The sequence below is a fragment of the Klebsiella sp. 2-CIP_Kleb. genome, from assembly GCF_050378715.1.
In the GTDB taxonomy this organism is placed as follows: Bacteria; Pseudomonadota; Gammaproteobacteria; order Enterobacterales; family Enterobacteriaceae; genus Klebsiella; species Klebsiella quasipneumoniae.
Genome location: NZ_JBNRLG010000001.1, coordinates 1,336,410 through 1,354,002, shown reverse-complemented (window position 1 = coordinate 1,354,002; position 17,593 = coordinate 1,336,410). Strand labels below are relative to the sequence as shown.

The 17,593-nt window shown below is 58.4% G+C and carries 11 protein-coding genes; 8 read left to right on the top strand and 3 right to left on the bottom strand.

Annotated elements, in window-relative coordinates:
• Positions 1-99 precede the first annotated feature (99 nt).
• Positions 100-2,940: a two-component system sensor histidine kinase RcsC gene (rcsC, locus tag ACQUTP_RS06575; protein ID WP_043520276.1), complete on the top strand. Its 2,841-nt coding sequence runs from the start codon at positions 100-102 to the stop codon at positions 2,938-2,940.
• 45 nt (positions 2,941-2,985) lie between these two features.
• Here the strand turns inward: rcsC and rcsB are convergent, their stop codons facing one another.
• Together rcsB and rcsD are read right to left on the bottom strand one after the other, a co-directional pair.
• A complete protein-coding gene (gene rcsB / locus ACQUTP_RS06570) occupies positions 2,986-3,636 on the bottom strand; it encodes a response regulator transcription factor RcsB (protein ID WP_004201684.1) in 651 nt (216 codons plus the stop codon).
• A gap of 15 nt (positions 3,637-3,651) precedes the next feature.
• Positions 3,652-6,309, bottom strand: coding sequence for a phosphotransferase RcsD (rcsD, locus tag ACQUTP_RS06565; protein ID WP_004201683.1), 2,658 nt, complete (start codon positions 6,307-6,309; stop codon positions 3,652-3,654).
• A gap of 772 nt (positions 6,310-7,081) precedes the next feature.
• Here rcsD and ompK36 point away from each other — a divergent pair.
• The 6 genes from ompK36 to mgtE all read left to right on the top strand — a co-directional run bounded on the left by ompK36 (position 7,082) and on the right by mgtE (position 14,423).
• A complete protein-coding gene (ompK36, locus tag ACQUTP_RS06560) occupies positions 7,082-8,173 on the top strand; it encodes a porin OmpK36 (RefSeq protein ID WP_044524243.1) in 1,092 nt (363 codons plus the stop codon).
• Positions 8,174-8,276: 103 nt separating this feature from the next.
• On the top strand, positions 8,277-9,329 hold the full coding sequence (apbE, locus tag ACQUTP_RS06555; RefSeq protein ID WP_017899300.1) for an FAD:protein FMN transferase ApbE: 1,053 nt from the start codon (positions 8,277-8,279) through the stop codon (positions 9,327-9,329).
• 73 nt (positions 9,330-9,402) lie between these two features.
• On the top strand, positions 9,403-10,467 hold the full coding sequence (ada, locus tag ACQUTP_RS06550; RefSeq protein WP_202678238.1) for a bifunctional DNA-binding transcriptional regulator/O6-methylguanine-DNA methyltransferase Ada: 1,065 nt from the start codon (positions 9,403-9,405) through the stop codon (positions 10,465-10,467).
• The gene (gene alkB / locus ACQUTP_RS06545) at positions 10,467-11,120 is read left to right on the top strand and encodes a DNA oxidative demethylase AlkB (RefSeq protein WP_049116725.1); all 654 of its coding nucleotides are present in this window, start codon (positions 10,467-10,469) and stop codon (positions 11,118-11,120) included. Before ada ends, alkB begins: the two co-directional genes overlap by 1 nt.
• Positions 11,121-11,194: 74 nt before the next feature.
• Entirely contained in the window at positions 11,195-12,838 is a 1,644-nt protein-coding gene (locus ACQUTP_RS06540) for a multidrug ABC transporter permease/ATP-binding protein (protein WP_049116727.1), read from the top strand.
• A gap of 148 nt (positions 12,839-12,986) precedes the next feature.
• Positions 12,987-14,423: a magnesium transporter gene (gene mgtE, locus ACQUTP_RS06535; RefSeq protein ID WP_004201674.1), complete on the top strand. Its 1,437-nt coding sequence runs from the start codon at positions 12,987-12,989 to the stop codon at positions 14,421-14,423.
• Here mgtE and ACQUTP_RS06530 read toward each other — a convergent pair.
• Positions 14,386-15,624 carry a SulP family inorganic anion transporter gene (locus ACQUTP_RS06530; RefSeq protein WP_004201673.1) on the bottom strand — a complete coding sequence of 413 codons (1,239 nt, stop codon included), beginning with the start codon at positions 15,622-15,624 and terminating at the stop codon, positions 14,386-14,388. The two genes, mgtE and ACQUTP_RS06530, sit on opposite strands and share 38 nt — an antisense overlap.
• A 280-nt stretch (positions 15,625-15,904) precedes the next feature.
• On the opposite strand from ACQUTP_RS06530, the gene mqo reads away from it, so the two are divergent.
• Positions 15,905-17,539 (top strand): malate dehydrogenase (quinone), encoded by a 1,635-nt coding sequence (mqo, locus tag ACQUTP_RS06525; protein WP_017899305.1) that lies wholly within the window; start codon positions 15,905-15,907, stop codon positions 17,537-17,539.
• Positions 17,540-17,593 lie beyond the last annotated feature (54 nt).

Sequence of the window (17,593 nt, the reverse complement as noted above, 5' to 3'; positions counted from 1 at the left end):
TATTCTCCCGGCCCTTTTTGCATTAACATTGCGGCAAAGCCGGTTTACCGCTACTTTAACCCCATTCTGTTGAGTCCCTGACGGCCGAGCATCGCCACATTGAAATATCTTGCCTCTTTCCACACAACCCTGAAGGTTTCACGTTATCTGTTCAGAGCGCTGGCGGTATTGCTGTGGCTGCTGATTGCGTTTGTCTCTGTGTTTTATATCGTCAACGCGCTACACGAGCGGGAAGCCGAGATCCATCAGGAGCTCAATCTCAATGCCGATCAGGCCCAGCGCTACATTCAGCGTACGGCGGACGTGATTAAAGAGCTCAAGTATGTCGCCGGTAACCGGCTGTCGGCAGGGGATGCGGTAGCGCAAGGGCAAAGCGGCGATATTGCGATCCCCAGCTTTGAACCCCTGTATCCTGACTCCGACTGCAGCGCAATGAGTAGTGCATGGCGTAATTCGCTCCAATCGCTGGCGTGGTTTATGCGCTACTGGCGGGATAATTTTACCGCCGCCTACGACCTTAACCGCATCTTTCTCATCGGCAGCGATAATCTCTGTATGGCCAACTTTGGCCTGAGGGACGTGCCGATTGAGCGCGATCAGGCGCTGAAAGTCCTGCATCAACGCATTGAGCAATACCGCAATGCGCCGCAAAACGAGCGCGGCAACAACCTGTTCTGGATAAGTCAGGGCGTGCGCCCCGGGGTGGGCTACTTTTACGCCCTGACGCCGATCTATATGGCCAATCGCCTGCAGGCGATGCTCGGCGTGGAGCAGACCATCCGCATGGAAAGCTTCTTTACGCCGGGCAGCCTGCCGATGAGCGTGACGATCTTCGACGATAACGGCCAGCCGCTGATCTCGCTGGCCGGCGCGGAAGGCAAAATCCAGAGCGAAGCGAAGTGGATGCAGGAGCGAATGTGGTTTGGCTACAGCACGGGTTTCCGCGAGCTGGTGCTGAAGAAAAGCCTCGCGCCGTCCTCCCTGAGCATCGTCTATTCCGTCTCGGTAGACCAGGTGCTGGAGCGGATCCGCATGCTGATCATCAACGCCATCGTTCTCAATATCCTCAGCGGCGCGATGCTGTTTGCGCTGGCGCGGATGTATGAGCGGCGCATTTTTATCCCGGCGGAAAATGACGCTCAACGGCTGGAAGAGCATGAGCAGTTCAACCGCAAAATCGTGGCCTCCGCCCCGGTGGGGATCTGTATTCTGCGCACCCTCGACGGGACCAACATTCTCAGTAACGAGCTGGCGCACAACTATCTGAACATGCTGACCCACGAGGACCGCCAGCGGCTGACGCAGATTATCTGCGGCCAGCAGGTCAACTTTGTCGATGTGCTGACCAGCAACCATACCAACCTGCAGATTAGCTTTGTCCACTCGCGCTATCGCAATGAAAACGTGGCGATTTGCGTGCTGGTGGACGTTTCCGCCCGCGTGAAGATGGAGGAGTCGCTGCAGGAGATGGCCCAGGCGGCGGAGCAGGCCAGCCAGTCGAAATCGATGTTCCTTGCCACCGTCAGCCATGAGCTGCGTACCCCGCTGTATGGCATCATCGGTAACCTCGATCTGCTGCAGACTAAAGCCTTGCCGAAAGGCGTCGATCGCCTGGTGACGGCGATGAACAACTCCTCGAGCCTGCTGCTGAAAATCATCAGCGATATTCTCGATTTCTCCAAAATCGAGTCCGAGCAGTTGAAGATCGAGCCGCGGGAATTTTCCCCGCGCGAGGTCATGAACCATATCTCCGCCAACTATCTGCCGCTGGTGGTGCGCAAGCAGCTGGGTCTGTACTGCTTTATCGAACCGGACGTTCCGGAACAGATGTCCGGCGACCCGATGCGTCTGCAGCAGGTGATCTCAAACCTGCTGAGCAATGCGATCAAGTTCACCGACACCGGCTGCATTATCCTGCACGTTCAGTGCGCAGGAGATTATCTGCAGATTAGCGTCCGCGACACCGGGGAGGGGATCCCGGCGAAAGAGGTATTGCGCCTCTTCGACCCTTTCTTCCAGGTGGGGACCGGCGTGCAGCGCAACTTCCAGGGCACCGGCCTTGGCCTGGCGATCTGCGAAAAACTGATCAGCATGATGGATGGCGATATCGCCGTGGAAACGGAGCCGGGAATGGGCAGCCGCTTTACCATCCGCATCCCGCTGTATGGCGTGCAGAACACGCCGCAGGTGACGGCGGACGGTTTCGCTGGCAAGACCTGCTGGCTGGCCATCCACAACACCTCGTTGGCGATGTTCGTCACCTCGCTGCTCAGCTATCACGGCCTGACGGTACGCCGCCATGCCGGAGAAACCCCGGACGCCGAGGATGTCTTACTCACTGACGATGAAGCGCTGAGCGGCTGGCAGGGAAGGGCGATGGTCATCTTCTGCCGTCGTCATATCGGTATTCCGCAGGAGCGGGCCGCCGGCGAGTGGCTGCATAGCGTGACGACGCCGCATGAACTGCTGCCGCTGTTGGGACGTATTTTCCACGTCGCGCTGGCCAGTGCGGAGAATAGCCGGGCGCTGATGGCGCCGGAGGCGCAGGTCGGCAATAACGACGACATGATGATTCTCGTGGTCGACGATCATCCGATCAACCGCCGCCTGCTGGCGGATCAGCTGGGATCGCTCGGCTACCAGTGCGTGACCGCCAACGACGGGGTCGACGCGCTCAACGTCCTCAGCAAGCAGCACATCGATATTGTGCTCAGCGACGTCAACATGCCTAATATGGATGGTTATCGCCTGACGCAGCGCATTCGTCAGCTTGGCCTGACGCTGCCAGTGATTGGCGTAACGGCCAATGCCCTGGCGGAAGAGAAGCAGCGCTGTCTGGAATCGGGGATGGACAGCTGTCTGTCCAAGCCGGTGACGCTTGACGTGCTGAAGCAAACGCTGACGGTATATGCGGCGCGGGTACGTAAAGGGCGGGAATAATCGGGAGCTCCGTCTCGCCGGGGCGAGACGGAGAGCGCGTCGGGATTACTCTTTGTCCGTCGAGCTCAGCGAGACGGAGGAGAGGTAGTTCAGCAGGGCGATGTCGTTTTCGACGCCCAGCTTCATCATCGCCGACTTTTTCTGGCTACTGATGGTTTTGATGCTGCGGTTAAGCTTTTTGGCGATCTCGGTCACCAGGAAGCCTTCGGCGAACAGACGCAGCACTTCGCTCTCTTTCGGCGACAGGCGTTTATCGCCATAGCCGCTGGCGCTGATTTTTTCCAGCAGACGAGAGACGCTTTCCGGGGTGAATTTCTTCCCTTTCTGCAGCGCGGCCAGCGCTTTAGGCAGATCGGTCGGCGCCCCCTGCTTGAGGACGATCCCTTCGATATCCAGATCCAGCACCGCGCTGAGGATTGCCGGGTTATTGTTCATGGTCAGAACAATGATCGACAGATCCGGGAAGTGGCGCTTGATGTATTTGATCAGCGTGATCCCGTCGCCGTATTTATCACCGGGCATGGACAGATCGGTGATCAGCACATGGGCGTCCAGCTTCGGAAGATTGTTGATAAGGGCCGTGGAGTCTTCAAACTCGCCAACGACGTTCACCCACTCAATTTGCTCAAGTGACTTACGAATACCGAACAGTACGATCGGATGGTCATCGGCAATAATTACGTTCATAGTGTTCATGTATAAGGCTACCTTCTACAGCAAACTCTTGACGTAAGCGTCAATGTCGCTGATATATTTTTCTATGCCTTGCGCATCCTTTTCGCGAATCAGATGCTCAAGCGTTTCACATAACTGCTTGCCGGGTATCAGATTAAGCATAGCAAATGCCCCTTTGAGGCGGTGGGCGGTTTGCGCCAGAGCAGCAAAATCACCCGCTTCGTTTTCAGTATACAATCTCTGAACATCATCCGGTACCGTATCGGCAAACAGTGCGTAATAGCCGCTGGCATGGAGTTCGGCGTTACTCTCGTTTCCTGAGGTGGCGGGCTGAACCGCCTCCTCCGCCAGCTGCTGCTCAATAAGCTGCAGGATAGCCTCCTGCATCGCCGTGCTAATATTAAAGTTGACCCGCAGTTGGCCCGGGCCGATTTTGCGTATCCCAACCTCATCATCGCTTAAAAGCAAGCCCGAAGCAGTAAGATTAGACGGATTATCCGTTAAATACAGATCGAACGCTTGACTTGTCGCTCGATCGTCCGGCGTGATGCAGGACGCCCCCCAGCTCTCCAGCTGGCGGGTGACAATCCGCCGTACTTCGCTGGAGGTCACATCCAGCAGGACGATAACGTCATCCAGCAGATGTTCTCCCGCCTCTGGCGCCTCTTCGCTGGCCGGCATTTTCAGATGCAGGCTATAGCGAGTCCCCAGCGACTCCCGCGCTTTGATGGTCAACTGCCCGCCCAGCTTGCGCGTCATACGGTCACATAACCAGAAGGTAAGGGCGTTCGCTTTGCCGTACAGATCGCTCTGAGTCTCATTGAGATACGGGAAGTGCATATTGTCGATCTCGTTTGCCGAGACCCCGTTGCCAGTATCCAGTATGCGGAAGGTCAGGCGATCGCTGGCCGACTCTTCCTGGCAGACGTCGAGGGTGATCTTGCCGATAGGCGTGGTGGTGATGGAATACTGGATCAGCAGTACCAGCGTGCGCCGCAGGGCTTCACGGTCGCCATAGCGTTGCTCGCCGGCAGGCAGCGCGTTATTGATAAGCAACTGCAGACCCTTGCGCTTCATCGCCGGCAGCACCTCCGGTACGACGTCGTCGATCAGCTCCTGCACCGAGAACAGCGACTGGCTGGTTTTCCAGGCATCGCTTTCCAGCAGGTTGGCGAGCTGAATATCATCGATCAGTTTGACCAGCTCATCGGCATGCTGCGCCAGCGTCCGGCTCTCCGCGCCGTCGAGCGCCGCTGCCTCAGCCGCCAGGTTAAGGGCTGGCTGCTTCAGGGCGCTGCCGATATGCCGCATAAAGGTCGTCCGGCCCTGCTGGTTTTTCTCATACAAGCGCTGGGCCTGTTTGAGCTTTTTATTGACCAGCACTTCGCGGTCCTGGTCTCGGATAATCAGGATCTGCGTGCGAGGCGCGACCTGGCTGCGATACTGGCGGATCTCATACTGTTCGTTGTTGACGGTGGCCTGGATCACCCCCTGATGCTGGTCCGCCATGTTAGTGATGTTCTGCAGATTCAGGTGCGGAAGCAGATGGTCGGCAATCGGGTTGCTGATCACCGTTCGGTTGGCTTCCTGATCGTGGACCAGCAGCCCCAGCGGCAGCAAAGAAACAATTTCTTCATTAAGGGCGCGCAGTAAACGCAGTTCGCTATTGGCGGCGGAGGGGAGCCCGGCGCCCGAGGTGCTGCTGCGACCTTTATAATTCCGGAAGGTCGTGAAACCGAACAGCGCCAGCGCCAGCAGGCCAATGTTAAGCAGCAGCGGCAGAAGAATGTTTTGCAGGGATTCCAGCAGCATGGTGCTCATCGGTACCGTCCACACTAACTGCATACCGGTGGTGCTGATGTCGGTGGCGATGTCAATCTGCATGCCGTTGAAGGTGATCCCGATATGATCGCTAGCCTCTTTCTCGGGGCTGGCGGCCACATTTTGCGTGGGATCAGGCTCGATACGAAAGCTATCCAGCGCCATGCCCGGCGGGATCAGATCGTTAATCGGCAGGTCGAAGGCGACCACCGTTGCCAGGTGTCCTGGCTGATTGAAGGTAGTACGTAACGTGAAGTAGTGCGCGTTCTGCCAGGCAAGATGGCGCAGCGGCGAGAAGGTCTCGCGCTCATCAAGGGTATTGGCCTGCAGCAGCATTTCCGCGCGCCGGGATTCCACCACGCTGCTGATCGTTGACTCTTTAAAGCTTGAGGAGAGGTCCTTCAACGGCAGGGTGGAGATAAGGATCAGGCTATTGTCCAGCCCATTGAGATAGTACATCGACCACGGAATGGTCTCCGCGCCCCACAAAATATCGAGATAATCGGACATTTTCTGCGTCATCTCGAGGGTCGAACTGTCGTGGGAGCCAAAGATCAGGGCTTCGGTTTTACGCCGGGGCTTCTCCAGATAGTACACGTCCTGCTTTAAACGCGTCTCCTGCAGACCGCCGCTGGCGGTGTTGGCGGAGGTGGCGGCGATATTGTCGTAGATCTGCCAGGTGGCATAGCGCCAGGTATCAATGCGTTGGTGCAGGGCATGGGAGACATCAACTACCTGATAGCTCTTCTCTTTCAGCCAGGCATTGACGGCGCTTTGAATCATCACCCCCATCGTCGCCAGCAGGACAATAACCATCAAAATGAAGAAGCGGCTGATGTTGCCGGGGATCAGAGAGAATTTTTTCGGGGTCATCTTGTGGCTGAACGACTCATCATTGTTTGTAAACAGGATGTAGCGCCAGAGTAACTGGCAACAAAGCAGATGCTGCAGGCAGTATAAAGGCTAATGGCGTAAATCCATACTACAGATTGGTGCCAGCGGCGCGATACCGCCCAGGAATTATCTTAGAAACGAAGCGTAAATGAAACCGCGTCCGCAAGACTGACCAGTGACGATATTGACAGAAACAAAAGCCAGGAATCGCACGAAATAACAAGACATTGGCAGAATAAGCGCAAAAGACGGCCTAATTGATTGATTAATATTCGTTAGGGAATCATTGGCTGTAGCACAGATAAATTAAAGTTGTGTAAAGAAGGGTAAAAAAAACCGGATGCGAGGCATCCGGTTGAAATAGGGGTAAACAGACATTCAGAACTGAATGACGGTAATAAATAAAGTTAATGATGATAGCGACTATTATTTTAGTCACCGATGATCATTTTGTTTTACCATTCAGTGCTATAGGCTTAGTTTTGTATATCGTGTTGATTTTAAATGGCTAAATAATTTTTTTGATTATTAGTGCGTATTTCCCTGGCCATTTTGGGGTAAAAAAAAGTTCCGCCATATTTACAAATTGAAACATCTTGTGGGAACTTTGAAACATCTTAGAAGTTTTAGTATCATATTCTTGTTGGATTATTCTGCATTTTGCAGCACAATGAAATAGCCGACTGATTAGAAGGGTAATCAGTAAGCAGTGGCATAATAAAAGGCATATAACAAACAGAGGGTTAATAACATGAAAGTTAAAGTACTGTCCCTCCTGGTACCGGCTCTGCTGGTAGCAGGCGCAGCAAATGCGGCTGAAATTTATAACAAAGACGGCAACAAATTAGACCTGTACGGTAAAATTGACGGTCTGCACTACTTCTCTGACGACAAGAGCGTCGACGGCGACCAGACCTACATGCGTGTAGGCGTGAAAGGCGAAACTCAGATCAACGACCAGCTGACCGGTTACGGCCAGTGGGAATACAACGTTCAGGCGAACAACACTGAAAGCTCCAGCGATCAGGCATGGACTCGTCTGGCATTCGCCGGTCTGAAATTTGGCGACGCGGGCTCTTTCGACTACGGTCGTAACTACGGCGTAGTATACGACGTAACGTCCTGGACCGACGTTCTGCCGGAATTCGGCGGCGACACCTACGGTTCTGACAACTTCCTGCAGTCCCGTGCTAACGGCGTTGCAACCTATCGTAACTCTGACTTCTTCGGTCTGGTTGACGGCCTGAACTTTGCTCTGCAGTACCAGGGTAAAAACGGCAGCGTCAGCGGCGAAGGCGCGACCAACAACGGTCGTGGCGCTCAGAAACAGAACGGCGACGGCTTCGGTACCTCTGTAACTTATGACATCTTTGATGGCATCAGCGCTGGTTTCGCGTACTCTCACTCTAAACGTACCGACGATCAGAACAACCTGGTTCTGGGTAACGGCGACAACGCTGAAACCTACACCGGCGGTCTGAAATACGACGCGAACAACATCTACCTGGCCACTCAGTACACCCAGACCTACAACGCGACCCGCGCTGGTTCTCTGGGCTTTGCTAACAAAGCGCAGAACTTCGAAGTGGTTGCTCAGTACCAGTTCGACTTCGGTCTGCGTCCGTCCGTGGCTTACCTGCAGTCTAAAGGTAAGGATCTGGAAGGCTACGGCGACCAGGACATCCTGAAATATGTTGACGTGGGCGCGACCTACTACTTCAACAAAAACATGTCCACCTATGTTGATTACAAAATCAACCTGCTGGACGACAACAGCTTCACCCGCAACGCCGGTGTTTCTACCGACGACGTGGTTGCACTGGGCCTGGTTTACCAGTTCTAAGTCGCAAGATGCATAACAAAAAGGCGCCTCCGGCGCCTTTTTTTATGTCTGGTTTAACCTCGCTGGTATACTCTTGTCGCCCTGGTAAGAGGAGCCTCGATTAATGGATATGACTTTCTTTCGCGCCGCGCTGTTGGGCGCCTGCGTACTGTTCTCTGGCTGCGATTCAGCCACCACTCCCGCGACACCCGCATCAACGGCCACCGTGCTGGATGGCAAAACAATGGGCACCTTCTGGCGGGTCAGCGTTATCGGCGTGGATGAGGCAAAGGCGCAGGCGCTGCGCGCCAAGGTTCAGGCCCAGCTGGACGCCGACGATCGCCTGCTGTCGACCTGGAAAAACGACTCGGCGCTGATGCGTTTCAACCACGCGACGGATACCCGGCCCTGGCCGGTGAGCGAAGCGATGGCGGATATCGTCACCCTGTCGCTGCGGATTGGCGCCAAAACGCACGGCGCGATGGATATTACCGTCGGGCCGCTGGTCAACCTGTGGGGCTTTGGCCCGGATAAACAGCCGGTCGCCACCCCGGATGCGCAGGCGATCGCCGCGGCGAAAGCGCGCACCGGCCTGCAGCATCTGCAGGTTATCAATCAGAGCGGCAGGCAGTTCCTGCAAAAAGATATTCCCGATCTGTTTGTCGACCTCTCCACCGTGGGGGAAGGCTATGCCGCCGACCACCTCGCGCGCTTGATGGAGCAGGAAGGGATCTCCCGCTATCTGGTGTCGGTGGGCGGGGCGCTGGTGAGCCGCGGGATGAACGGCGAAGGTAAGCCCTGGCGGGTGGCGATCCAGAAACCGACCGACCAGGAAAACGCCGTTCAGGCGATTGTCGACATCAATGGTCACGGCATCAGCACCTCCGGCAGCTATCGCAACTACTATGAACTCGATGGCAAACGTATCTCGCACGTCATCGATCCGCAGACCGGGCAGCCGATAACCCATAAGCTGGTCTCCGTGACCGTCATTGCGCCAACGGCGCTGGAGGCGGACGGCTGGGATACCGGGCTGATGGTGCTGGGGCCGGAAAAAGCGCAGCAGGTGGTGCGCGAGCAGGGCCTGGCGGTCTACATGATCGTCAAAGAGGGGGAGGGCTTTAAAACCTGGATGTCGCCGCAGTTCCGTACCTTCCTCGTCGGCGAAAAAAATTAAAAAGCAAGATTGCGGGTTTTTTGCTGCGGGCTTTACCGCAGACTGAGGATACACTTACAGCAGGAGACCCGTGATGAAACCGATAGTTGCCGATACCGATGACCGCCGCTGGCAGGCGGTCTGCGAGCGTGATACCCGGGCCGATGGTCAGTTCGTCTTTGCGGTACTGACCACCGGCGTCTGCTGTCGTCCCTCCTGCCGCTCGCGGCGCGCGCGGCGGGAAAACGTGCGCTTTTTTGCCGACGTCGCTGCTGCCGTGGCGGCGGGATTCCGCCCCTGCAAACGCTGCCAGCCGGATAAAGACTCTCCGCAGCAGCAAAGGATCGACAAGGTGGCGCAGGCCTGTCGGCTGCTGGAGCAGGAGGCGCCCCTGACCCTCGAGGCGCTGGCGCGCGAGCTGGCGGTCAGCCCGTTTCATTTCCACCGTTTATTCAAATCCGTCACCGGCATGACCCCGAAAGCCTGGCAGCAGGCGTGGCGCGCGCGACGCCTGCGGGAGGCGCTGGAGCAGGGGAAACCGGTGACCCGCGCCGCGCTGGCGGCCGGCTTTCCCGACAGCAGCAGCTATTATCGCCAGGCCGATGCCGCATTAGGGATGACCGCCAGCCAGTTTCGTCGCGGCGGCGCCGCCACCGTGGTGACCTGGACGACGGGCGACTGCGCGCTGGGCCGCTGCCTGGTGGCGCAAAGTGAACGCGGCGTCTGCGCTGTGCTGCCGGGTGATAACGATGCTGCATTGCTCGACGACCTGCGCCAGCGCTTTCCCCACGCCGAGCTGCGTCAGGGCGACCCTGAGTTTCGTCGTCAGATGGCGGAGATTTTCGCCCACCTCGACGACAGCCGGCGGCCGGTGTCGCTGCCGCTGGATCTGCGGGGCACCGCGTTCCAGCTGCAGGTCTGGCAGGCGCTGCGGCAGATCCCGGCGGGGGAGACCCGCAGCTACCGCCAGGTGGCCGAGCATATTGGCCAGCCGCGGGCGGTAAGAGCCGTGGCCGGCGCCTGCGCGGCGAATTCACTGGCGGTGATCGTTCCCTGCCATCGGGTGGTGCGTGAAGATGGCGCACTATCCGGTTATCGCTGGGGAACGGCGCGAAAAGCGCAGCTGCTGGCGCGCGAGGCGCAACGAGAGGAGGAGTAATGCTCGATCTGTTTAGCGATACCCCACCGTGGCAGGAGCCGCTGGCCCCCGGCGCGGTGGTGCTTCGCCGCTTTGCACGCGAGCGTGCCCCAGGGCTGCTGCAGGCGATTGCCGACGTCGCCCGCCAGTCGCCGTTTCGCCAGATGGTCACGCCGGGCGGGTACACCATGTCGGTGGCGATGACCAACTGCGGCCGGCTGGGCTGGACCACCGATCGCCACGGCTACCTCTACGCCCCGGTCGATCCGGTCACCCGTCACACCTGGCCGCTGATGCCGGCCGTATTCCGTGAACTGGCGCTGGCGGCAGCCGCGGCCGGCGGCTATCCGGGCTTTTCCCCCGACGCCTGTCTGATTAACCGCTACCAGCCCGGCGCAAAGCTGTCGTTGCATCAGGATAAAGATGAACAGGATCTGCGGGCGCCGATCGTCTCGGTCTCCCTGGGCCTGCCGGCCATCTTTCAGTTTGGCGGGTTGCAGCGCAGCGACCCGCTGCGGCGGCTGTTGCTGGAGCATGGCGATGTGGTGGTCTGGGGCGGGGAGTCGCGCCTGTTTTATCATGGCGTTCAGCCGCTGAAAGCGGGCCATCATCCCGAGACCGGCGACTGTCGATATAACCTCACCTTTCGGCAGGCGGGCCGTCCCGGCGATTAAAATAAGAATTATTCTTGATGTCACCGGCGAGCCGTTTAAACTGCTGGCTGTTTTGCTTTTCCGGATAGCCTGTTATGGAACTTCTTTCTCTCGTCTGGCGCCAGTATCGCTGGCCGTTTCTGGGCGTTATTGCCCTTAGCCTGCTCAGCGCCGCGCTGGGTATCGGCTTAATCGCTTTTATTAACATGCGCCTGATCGCCACTGTCGATACCTCGCTGCGGGTGCTGCCGGAATTTCTTGGCCTGCTGGGGCTGTTAATGGCGGTGACCCTGGGTTCGCAGCTGGCGCTGACCACCCTCGGCCACCATTTTGTTTATCGCCTGCGCGGCGAGTTTGTGAAACGCATCCTCGATACCCAGATTGAACAGGTGGAGAAGATCGGCAGCGCGTCGCTGCTTGCCGGGCTGACCAGCGATATCCGCAATATTACCATCGCCTTTGTACGCCTCCCTGAGCTGGTGCAGGGGATCATTCTCACCTTCGGCTCCGCCGCTTATCTGGCCTGGCTGTCAGGAAAAATGATGCTGGTGACGGCCCTGTGGATGGCGCTCACCATCTGGGGCGGCTTTGTGCTGGTGTCGCGGGTGTACAAACATATGGCCAGCCTGCGCGAAACGGAAGATAAGCTCTATCACGACTACCAGACGGTGCTGGAAGGGCGCAAAGAGCTGACCCTCAACCGGGAGCGCGCGGAGTACGTGTTTAATCAGCTCTATCTCCCGGACGCCCGCGACTACCGGCACCACATCGTTCGCGCCGATACCTTCCATCTCAGCGCGGTCAACTGGTCGAATATTATGATGCTTGGCGCCATCGGGCTGGTGTTCTGGATGGCCAACAGCCTCGGCTGGGCCGATACCGCCGTGGCGGCGACCTACTCCCTGACGCTGCTGTTTTTGCGCACGCCGCTGCTCTCCGCCGTCGGCGCGCTGCCCACGCTGCTTAGCGCCCAGGTGGCGTTTAATAAGCTGCGCCAGTTCTCGCTCGCCCCTTACCGGGCGGATTTCCCCCGGCCGCAGCCGCAGGCTGACTGGCAGACGCTGGAGCTGCGCGATGTCACTTTCCATTATCCGGACCATCGCTTTGCGGTAGGGCCGCTTAACCTGACGCTAAAACGCGGCGAACTGGTGTTTCTGATCGGCGGCAACGGCAGCGGCAAGTCAACCCTGGCGATGCTCCTGACCGGCCTGTATCAGCCGGTTTCCGGTCAGATTCTGGTGGACGGCCAGCCGCTGGCGGCGGATAAACCGGAGGCGTACCGCAAACTGTTCTCCGCGGTGTTTACTGACGTCTGGTTGTTCGACCGTCTGCTCGGGCCGCAGGGCGAAGAGGCCGATCCGGCGCTGGTGGCAACGTGGCTGGAGCGTCTGCAAATGGCCCACAAGCTGCAGCTGGAAAACGGTAAGATCGGCGACCTGCGGCTGTCGAAAGGGCAGAAGAAGCGCGTGGCGCTCCTGCTGGCGCTGGCCGAGTCCCGGGATATCATTCTGCTGGATGAATGGGCGGCGGATCAGGATCCGCATTTCCGCCGCGAGTTCTACCAGGTCCTGCTGCCGCTGATGAAGCAGATGGGGAAAACCGTGTTTGCCATCAGCCATGACGATCACTACTTCCAGCACGCCGATCGCCTGCTGGAGATGCGTGCCGGGCAGCTGTCCGAGCTCACTGGCGAAGAGCGGGCGCAGGCCTCCCGCGATGCGGTGGCCCGCACGGCCTGATTCACGCTGCGCGCCCGGGGAAAGCCGGGCGCCGCTGAAATTTTCAGCGTCTACAGTGCTGACGGTTATTATTTCCCCCTCCTCGCGCTATGCTTAAGGCTTCCGGCCCGCAGGCCGGCTCACTATTCTCAAAAGGATTGCCTGACCGATGTCCGTTTTGCATAAAAAAAGCGCCCGCTTGCGTGACGAAGAGCGCGCCCGTCTGATTTGGCTCTTGAGCACCGATAAAGCGGTGACCTCCGCGCTGCTGGGCAAACTGACGCTGGCCGAACGTTACGATGAAGGGACGCTGGCCGATGACCTGGCTGAAGTGGAAATGCTGGTCTCGCATCTGCCGCCGCCGGATCTCGCCGATGCGCTGGAAGCGCTCCCCTATGACGCCCGCACCGCGCTGTGGTGCCTGGTGCCCGACGATAAACGCGGCGAAGTGCTGCTGGAAGCTTCAGAAAACGTCTGGGGCGACCTCATCGATAAGATGAGCGACCACGAGCTGCTGCAGGCGATGCAGCCGCTGGATATCGATGAACAGGTTTACCTGCTGCAGCATCTGCCGCGCAATCTGACCGGACGGTTGCTGGCGACCCTGCCGGCTGAGAAGCGCGCCCGTATTCGCCAGATTATGCGCTATGCCGACAACAGCGTCGGGTCGATCATGGAGTTTGAGGTCATTACGGTGCGGCCGGAGGCCACCCTGGCGGCGGTCCAGCGCTATCTGCGGCGTCTCGGGAAAATGCCGGAGAACACCGATAAACTGTTCGTCACCACCCGCAATAAGCTGCTGCTCGGCGAGCTGGAGCTGCAGACCATTCTGCTCAACGATGCGCAGAAGCGGGTGGGGGAGGTGATGGAGGGCGATCCGGTCACCTTTCAGCCGCATGAAGAAGCGGAGAAGGTGGCGCGCACCTTCGAGCGTGATGACTTGCTCAGCGCCGCCGTTATCGATGCCGATGGCAAACTGATCGGCCGTCTGACCATCGATGAGATCGTCGATGTGGTCTATGAAGAGACCGACAACGATCTGCGGCGGATGGGCGGCCTGAGCGATGAAGAAGATGTCTTCGCCCCGGTCAGCAAAGCGGTGAAAACGCGCTGGGCGTGGCTGGCGGTGAACCTGTGTACGGCGTTTATCGCTTCCAGGGTCATCGACGGCTTCGAACATACCATTTCACAGCTGGTGGCGCTGGCCTCGCTGATGCCGATCGTCGCCGGGATCGGCGGCAATACCGGCAACCAGACGATCACCATGATCGTTCGGGCGATGGCGCTGCAGCAGATCCAGCCCGGCAGCTTTACCTTTCTGATCCTGCGTGAAATGGGCGTTGCACTGATTAATGGCCTGGTGTGGGGCGGGATCATGGGGGCCATCACCTGGTGGCTGTATGACGATCCGCAGCTTGGCGGGGTGATGACGCTGGCCATGATGCTCAACCTGCTGATGGCGGCGATGATGGGCGTGATAATCCCGATGGTCATGGTGAAGCTGGGGCGTGACCCGGCGGTCGGCTCCAGCGTAATGATTACCGCTATCACCGACACCGGCGGCTTCTTTATTTTTCTGGGTCTGGCGACGCTGTTTCTGATGTAGCCTGCGCTTTTGCCCGCAGGCGGCGGGGGATGATCGCCATCGCGACAATCCCCGCCAGCACGCCAATCGCCAGATTGCTGGTTCCCACCGTCGCGGCGACGGTCACCAGCATCACCAGCGTTTCCGGCCACGGATTGCGCGCCAGCTCGCCCGGGAGAATGCTGTGCCAGCTAAAGGTCTTCACCGCCACGATCACCATCACCCCGGCCAGGACCGCCATCGGGATTTTCGCCATCACCTGGCTGAGCGCTGTCACCAGCAGGAGCAGCACCAGGCCGGCGATAACCGTTGAGAGACGGCTACGGGCTTTGCCCATTTCCACGTTAACGATAGTCTGGCCGATCATCGCGCAGCCCGCGATACCGCCATAACAGCCGGCGAGGATGTTGGCGATCCCCAGCCCGGCGCTCTCGCGCGATTTATTCGACGGCGTATGGGTCAGGTCATCCACCAGCTTAGCCGTCAGCAGAGACTCCATGAGGCCGACAAAGGCGATGCTGAGGGCGCACGGCCAGATTATCTGCAGGGTGGTCAGGTTCAGGGGAACGGTCAGGGCGGTGAACCCCGGCAGGCCGCCGCTCATTGACCCTTCATCACCCACGGTCGGCAGCAGCTGGCCGGTGGTCGCGGTATAGAGAGTGAGCGCGACGATGGCGATCAGCGGCGCCGGGATAGTCTTAATAAAGCGCGGCGCCCACAGAACGATAAGCAGCGTCAGGACGAACAGGCCGACGATCAGCGGCTGGCGGCTCCAGAAGTGCGGCACCTGGGCGAAGAAAATCAGGATCCCGAGGGCGTTGACGAACCCGGTCATCACCGCCGGGGGAATAAAGCGCATCAGGCGCGCCATGCCGCACAGACCAAACAAAATTTGAATCATACCCGCCAGAATGACGGCTGGCAGAATGTAACCCACGCCGTGCTGATGCACCATCGGGCCAATGACCAGCGCCACTGATCCCGCGGCGGCGGTGACCATCGCCGGGCGTCCGCCGAGTAGCGACATCGCCAGACAGAGCACGACGGAAGCAATCAGGCTCACCTGCGGGTCAACGCCGGCAATAACCGAAAACGAAATCACTTCAGGAATTAACGCCAGGGCGGTGAGCACGCCGGCCAGGACTTCGCGCGTCAGCAGCGACGGAGAACGAAGGATTGGACGCAGGTTGCCGGAAGCGGCGGGGTCTGAAACTGGGGGCATAAAAAAAGTTCGCAGATTATAAAAAAAGGAGGAGCGGTGTCAGGCCCTGCTTCCGTGCGGTCTGTCACAAAACCAGGGATGATAGCGCGGAATCTGCCAGGGCACCAGTACAAAAAGTGATTTGGTGTATACATTTATTAAACATTTTTATAACGGATCTCAAAACAGAACTTAAAATTTAAACAATATTTAAATTTTTGAGCTTCGGTGGTAACGTGAGGGGTGACAATCGTATCACCTGCGCTAAATAAAACAGCGAGTAAAGTAAGGCTCAAATCCGATGAATAAAAAGATGGCCGTACCACGCTCACAGGCGGTTGGTCCCAACAGCACTCGGACCAACACCCGCCATGAGCAAGAGACGGATGTATTGTTGATTGGCGGCGGCATTATGAGCGCCACACTGGGAACCTGGCTGCAGGAGCTTGAGCCAGACTGGTCTATTACCATGGTTGAGCAGATGTCCAGCGTGGCGGAAGAGAGCTCAAACGGGTGGAACAATGCGGGTACCGGCCACGCGGCGCTGATGGAGCTGAACTATACGCCGCAGACCGCCAACGGCATCAATATCGACAAAGCGGTCGACATCAACGAAGCCTTCCACATCTCGCGTCAGTTCTGGGCGCATCAGGTGACGCGCGGCGTCCTGAACAAACCAAAATCATTCATTAACAGCGTGCCGCACATGAGCTTTGTGTGGGGCGAAGATAACGTCAACTTCCTGCGCGCGCGCTATGCGGCGCTGCAGCAGAGCGAACTGTTCCGCGGCATTCGTTATTCTGAAGACCATCAGCAGATCAAAGCCTGGGCGCCGCTGGTGATGGAAGGCCGCGACCCGCTGCAAAAGGTGGCCGCCACCCGTACGGAAATGGGAACCGACGTCAACTATGGCGAAATCACCCGCCAGCTGATCGCCAGCCTGCAAAAGCATGATAATTTCTCCCTGCAGCTGGGCACCGTGGTGCGTCGCTTCAAGCGCAACGCCGATAAGAGCTGGACGGTGACCCTCGCGGATGCCGACAACCGTCGTCAGAAGCGGGTTATTAAAGCCAAATTTATCTTTATCGGCGCCGGCGGCGCGGCGCTGACCCTGCTGCAGGAAACCGGCATTCCGCAGGCCAAAGAGTATGCCGGCTTCCCGGTCGGCGGCCAGTTCCTGGTCTGCGAAAATCCGGAGGTAGTAAACCACCATCTGGCGAAGGTTTACGGCCAGGCCGAAGTGGGCGCGCCGCCGATGTCAGTGCCGCACATCGATACCCGTATTATCGACGGTAAACGCGTGGTGCTGTTCGGGCCGTTCGCGACCTTCTCGACCCGCTTCCTGAAGAACGGTTCGCTGTGGGATCTGCTGGCCTCGACCAATACCTCGAATATCCTGCCGATGCTCAACGTCGGCCTGGACAACTTCGATCTGGTGAAATACCTGATTAGCCAGGTGATGCAGAAAGATAAAGATCGTCTGGCCGCGCTGTGCGAATACTATCCGGAAGCGCGGAAAGAGGACTGGCGGTTGTGGCAGGCCGGTCAGCGCGTGCAGATCATCAAGCGCGATGCGAAGAAGGGCGGGGTACTGCGCCTGGGCACCGAAGTGGTCAGCGATGACGAAGGCACCGTCGCGGCGCTGCTCGGCGCATCGCCAGGCGCCTCCACCGCGGCGCCTATCATGCTGCAGCTGATGGAAAAAGTATTTAAAGACAAAGTGAATTCGCCCGAATGGCAGGCCAGGCTGAAGGCGATCATCCCGACCTACGGTATTCGCCTTGATGGCAACCCGGCGGAGATTGAGAAAGCGCTGGCGTGGACCAGTGAAGTGCTGGAGCTGAAATATGAGCCGGCCGCGGCGGCGGATGAAGCTCCGCAGGCGGAGCTGAAGCCGCTGAGCGGCGGCAAGCCGATGGCGGACATCGCGCTCTGACAAAAACGGCAGCCTGCGGGCTGCCGTTGTTTTATTACTGATTTAATTGCGCGC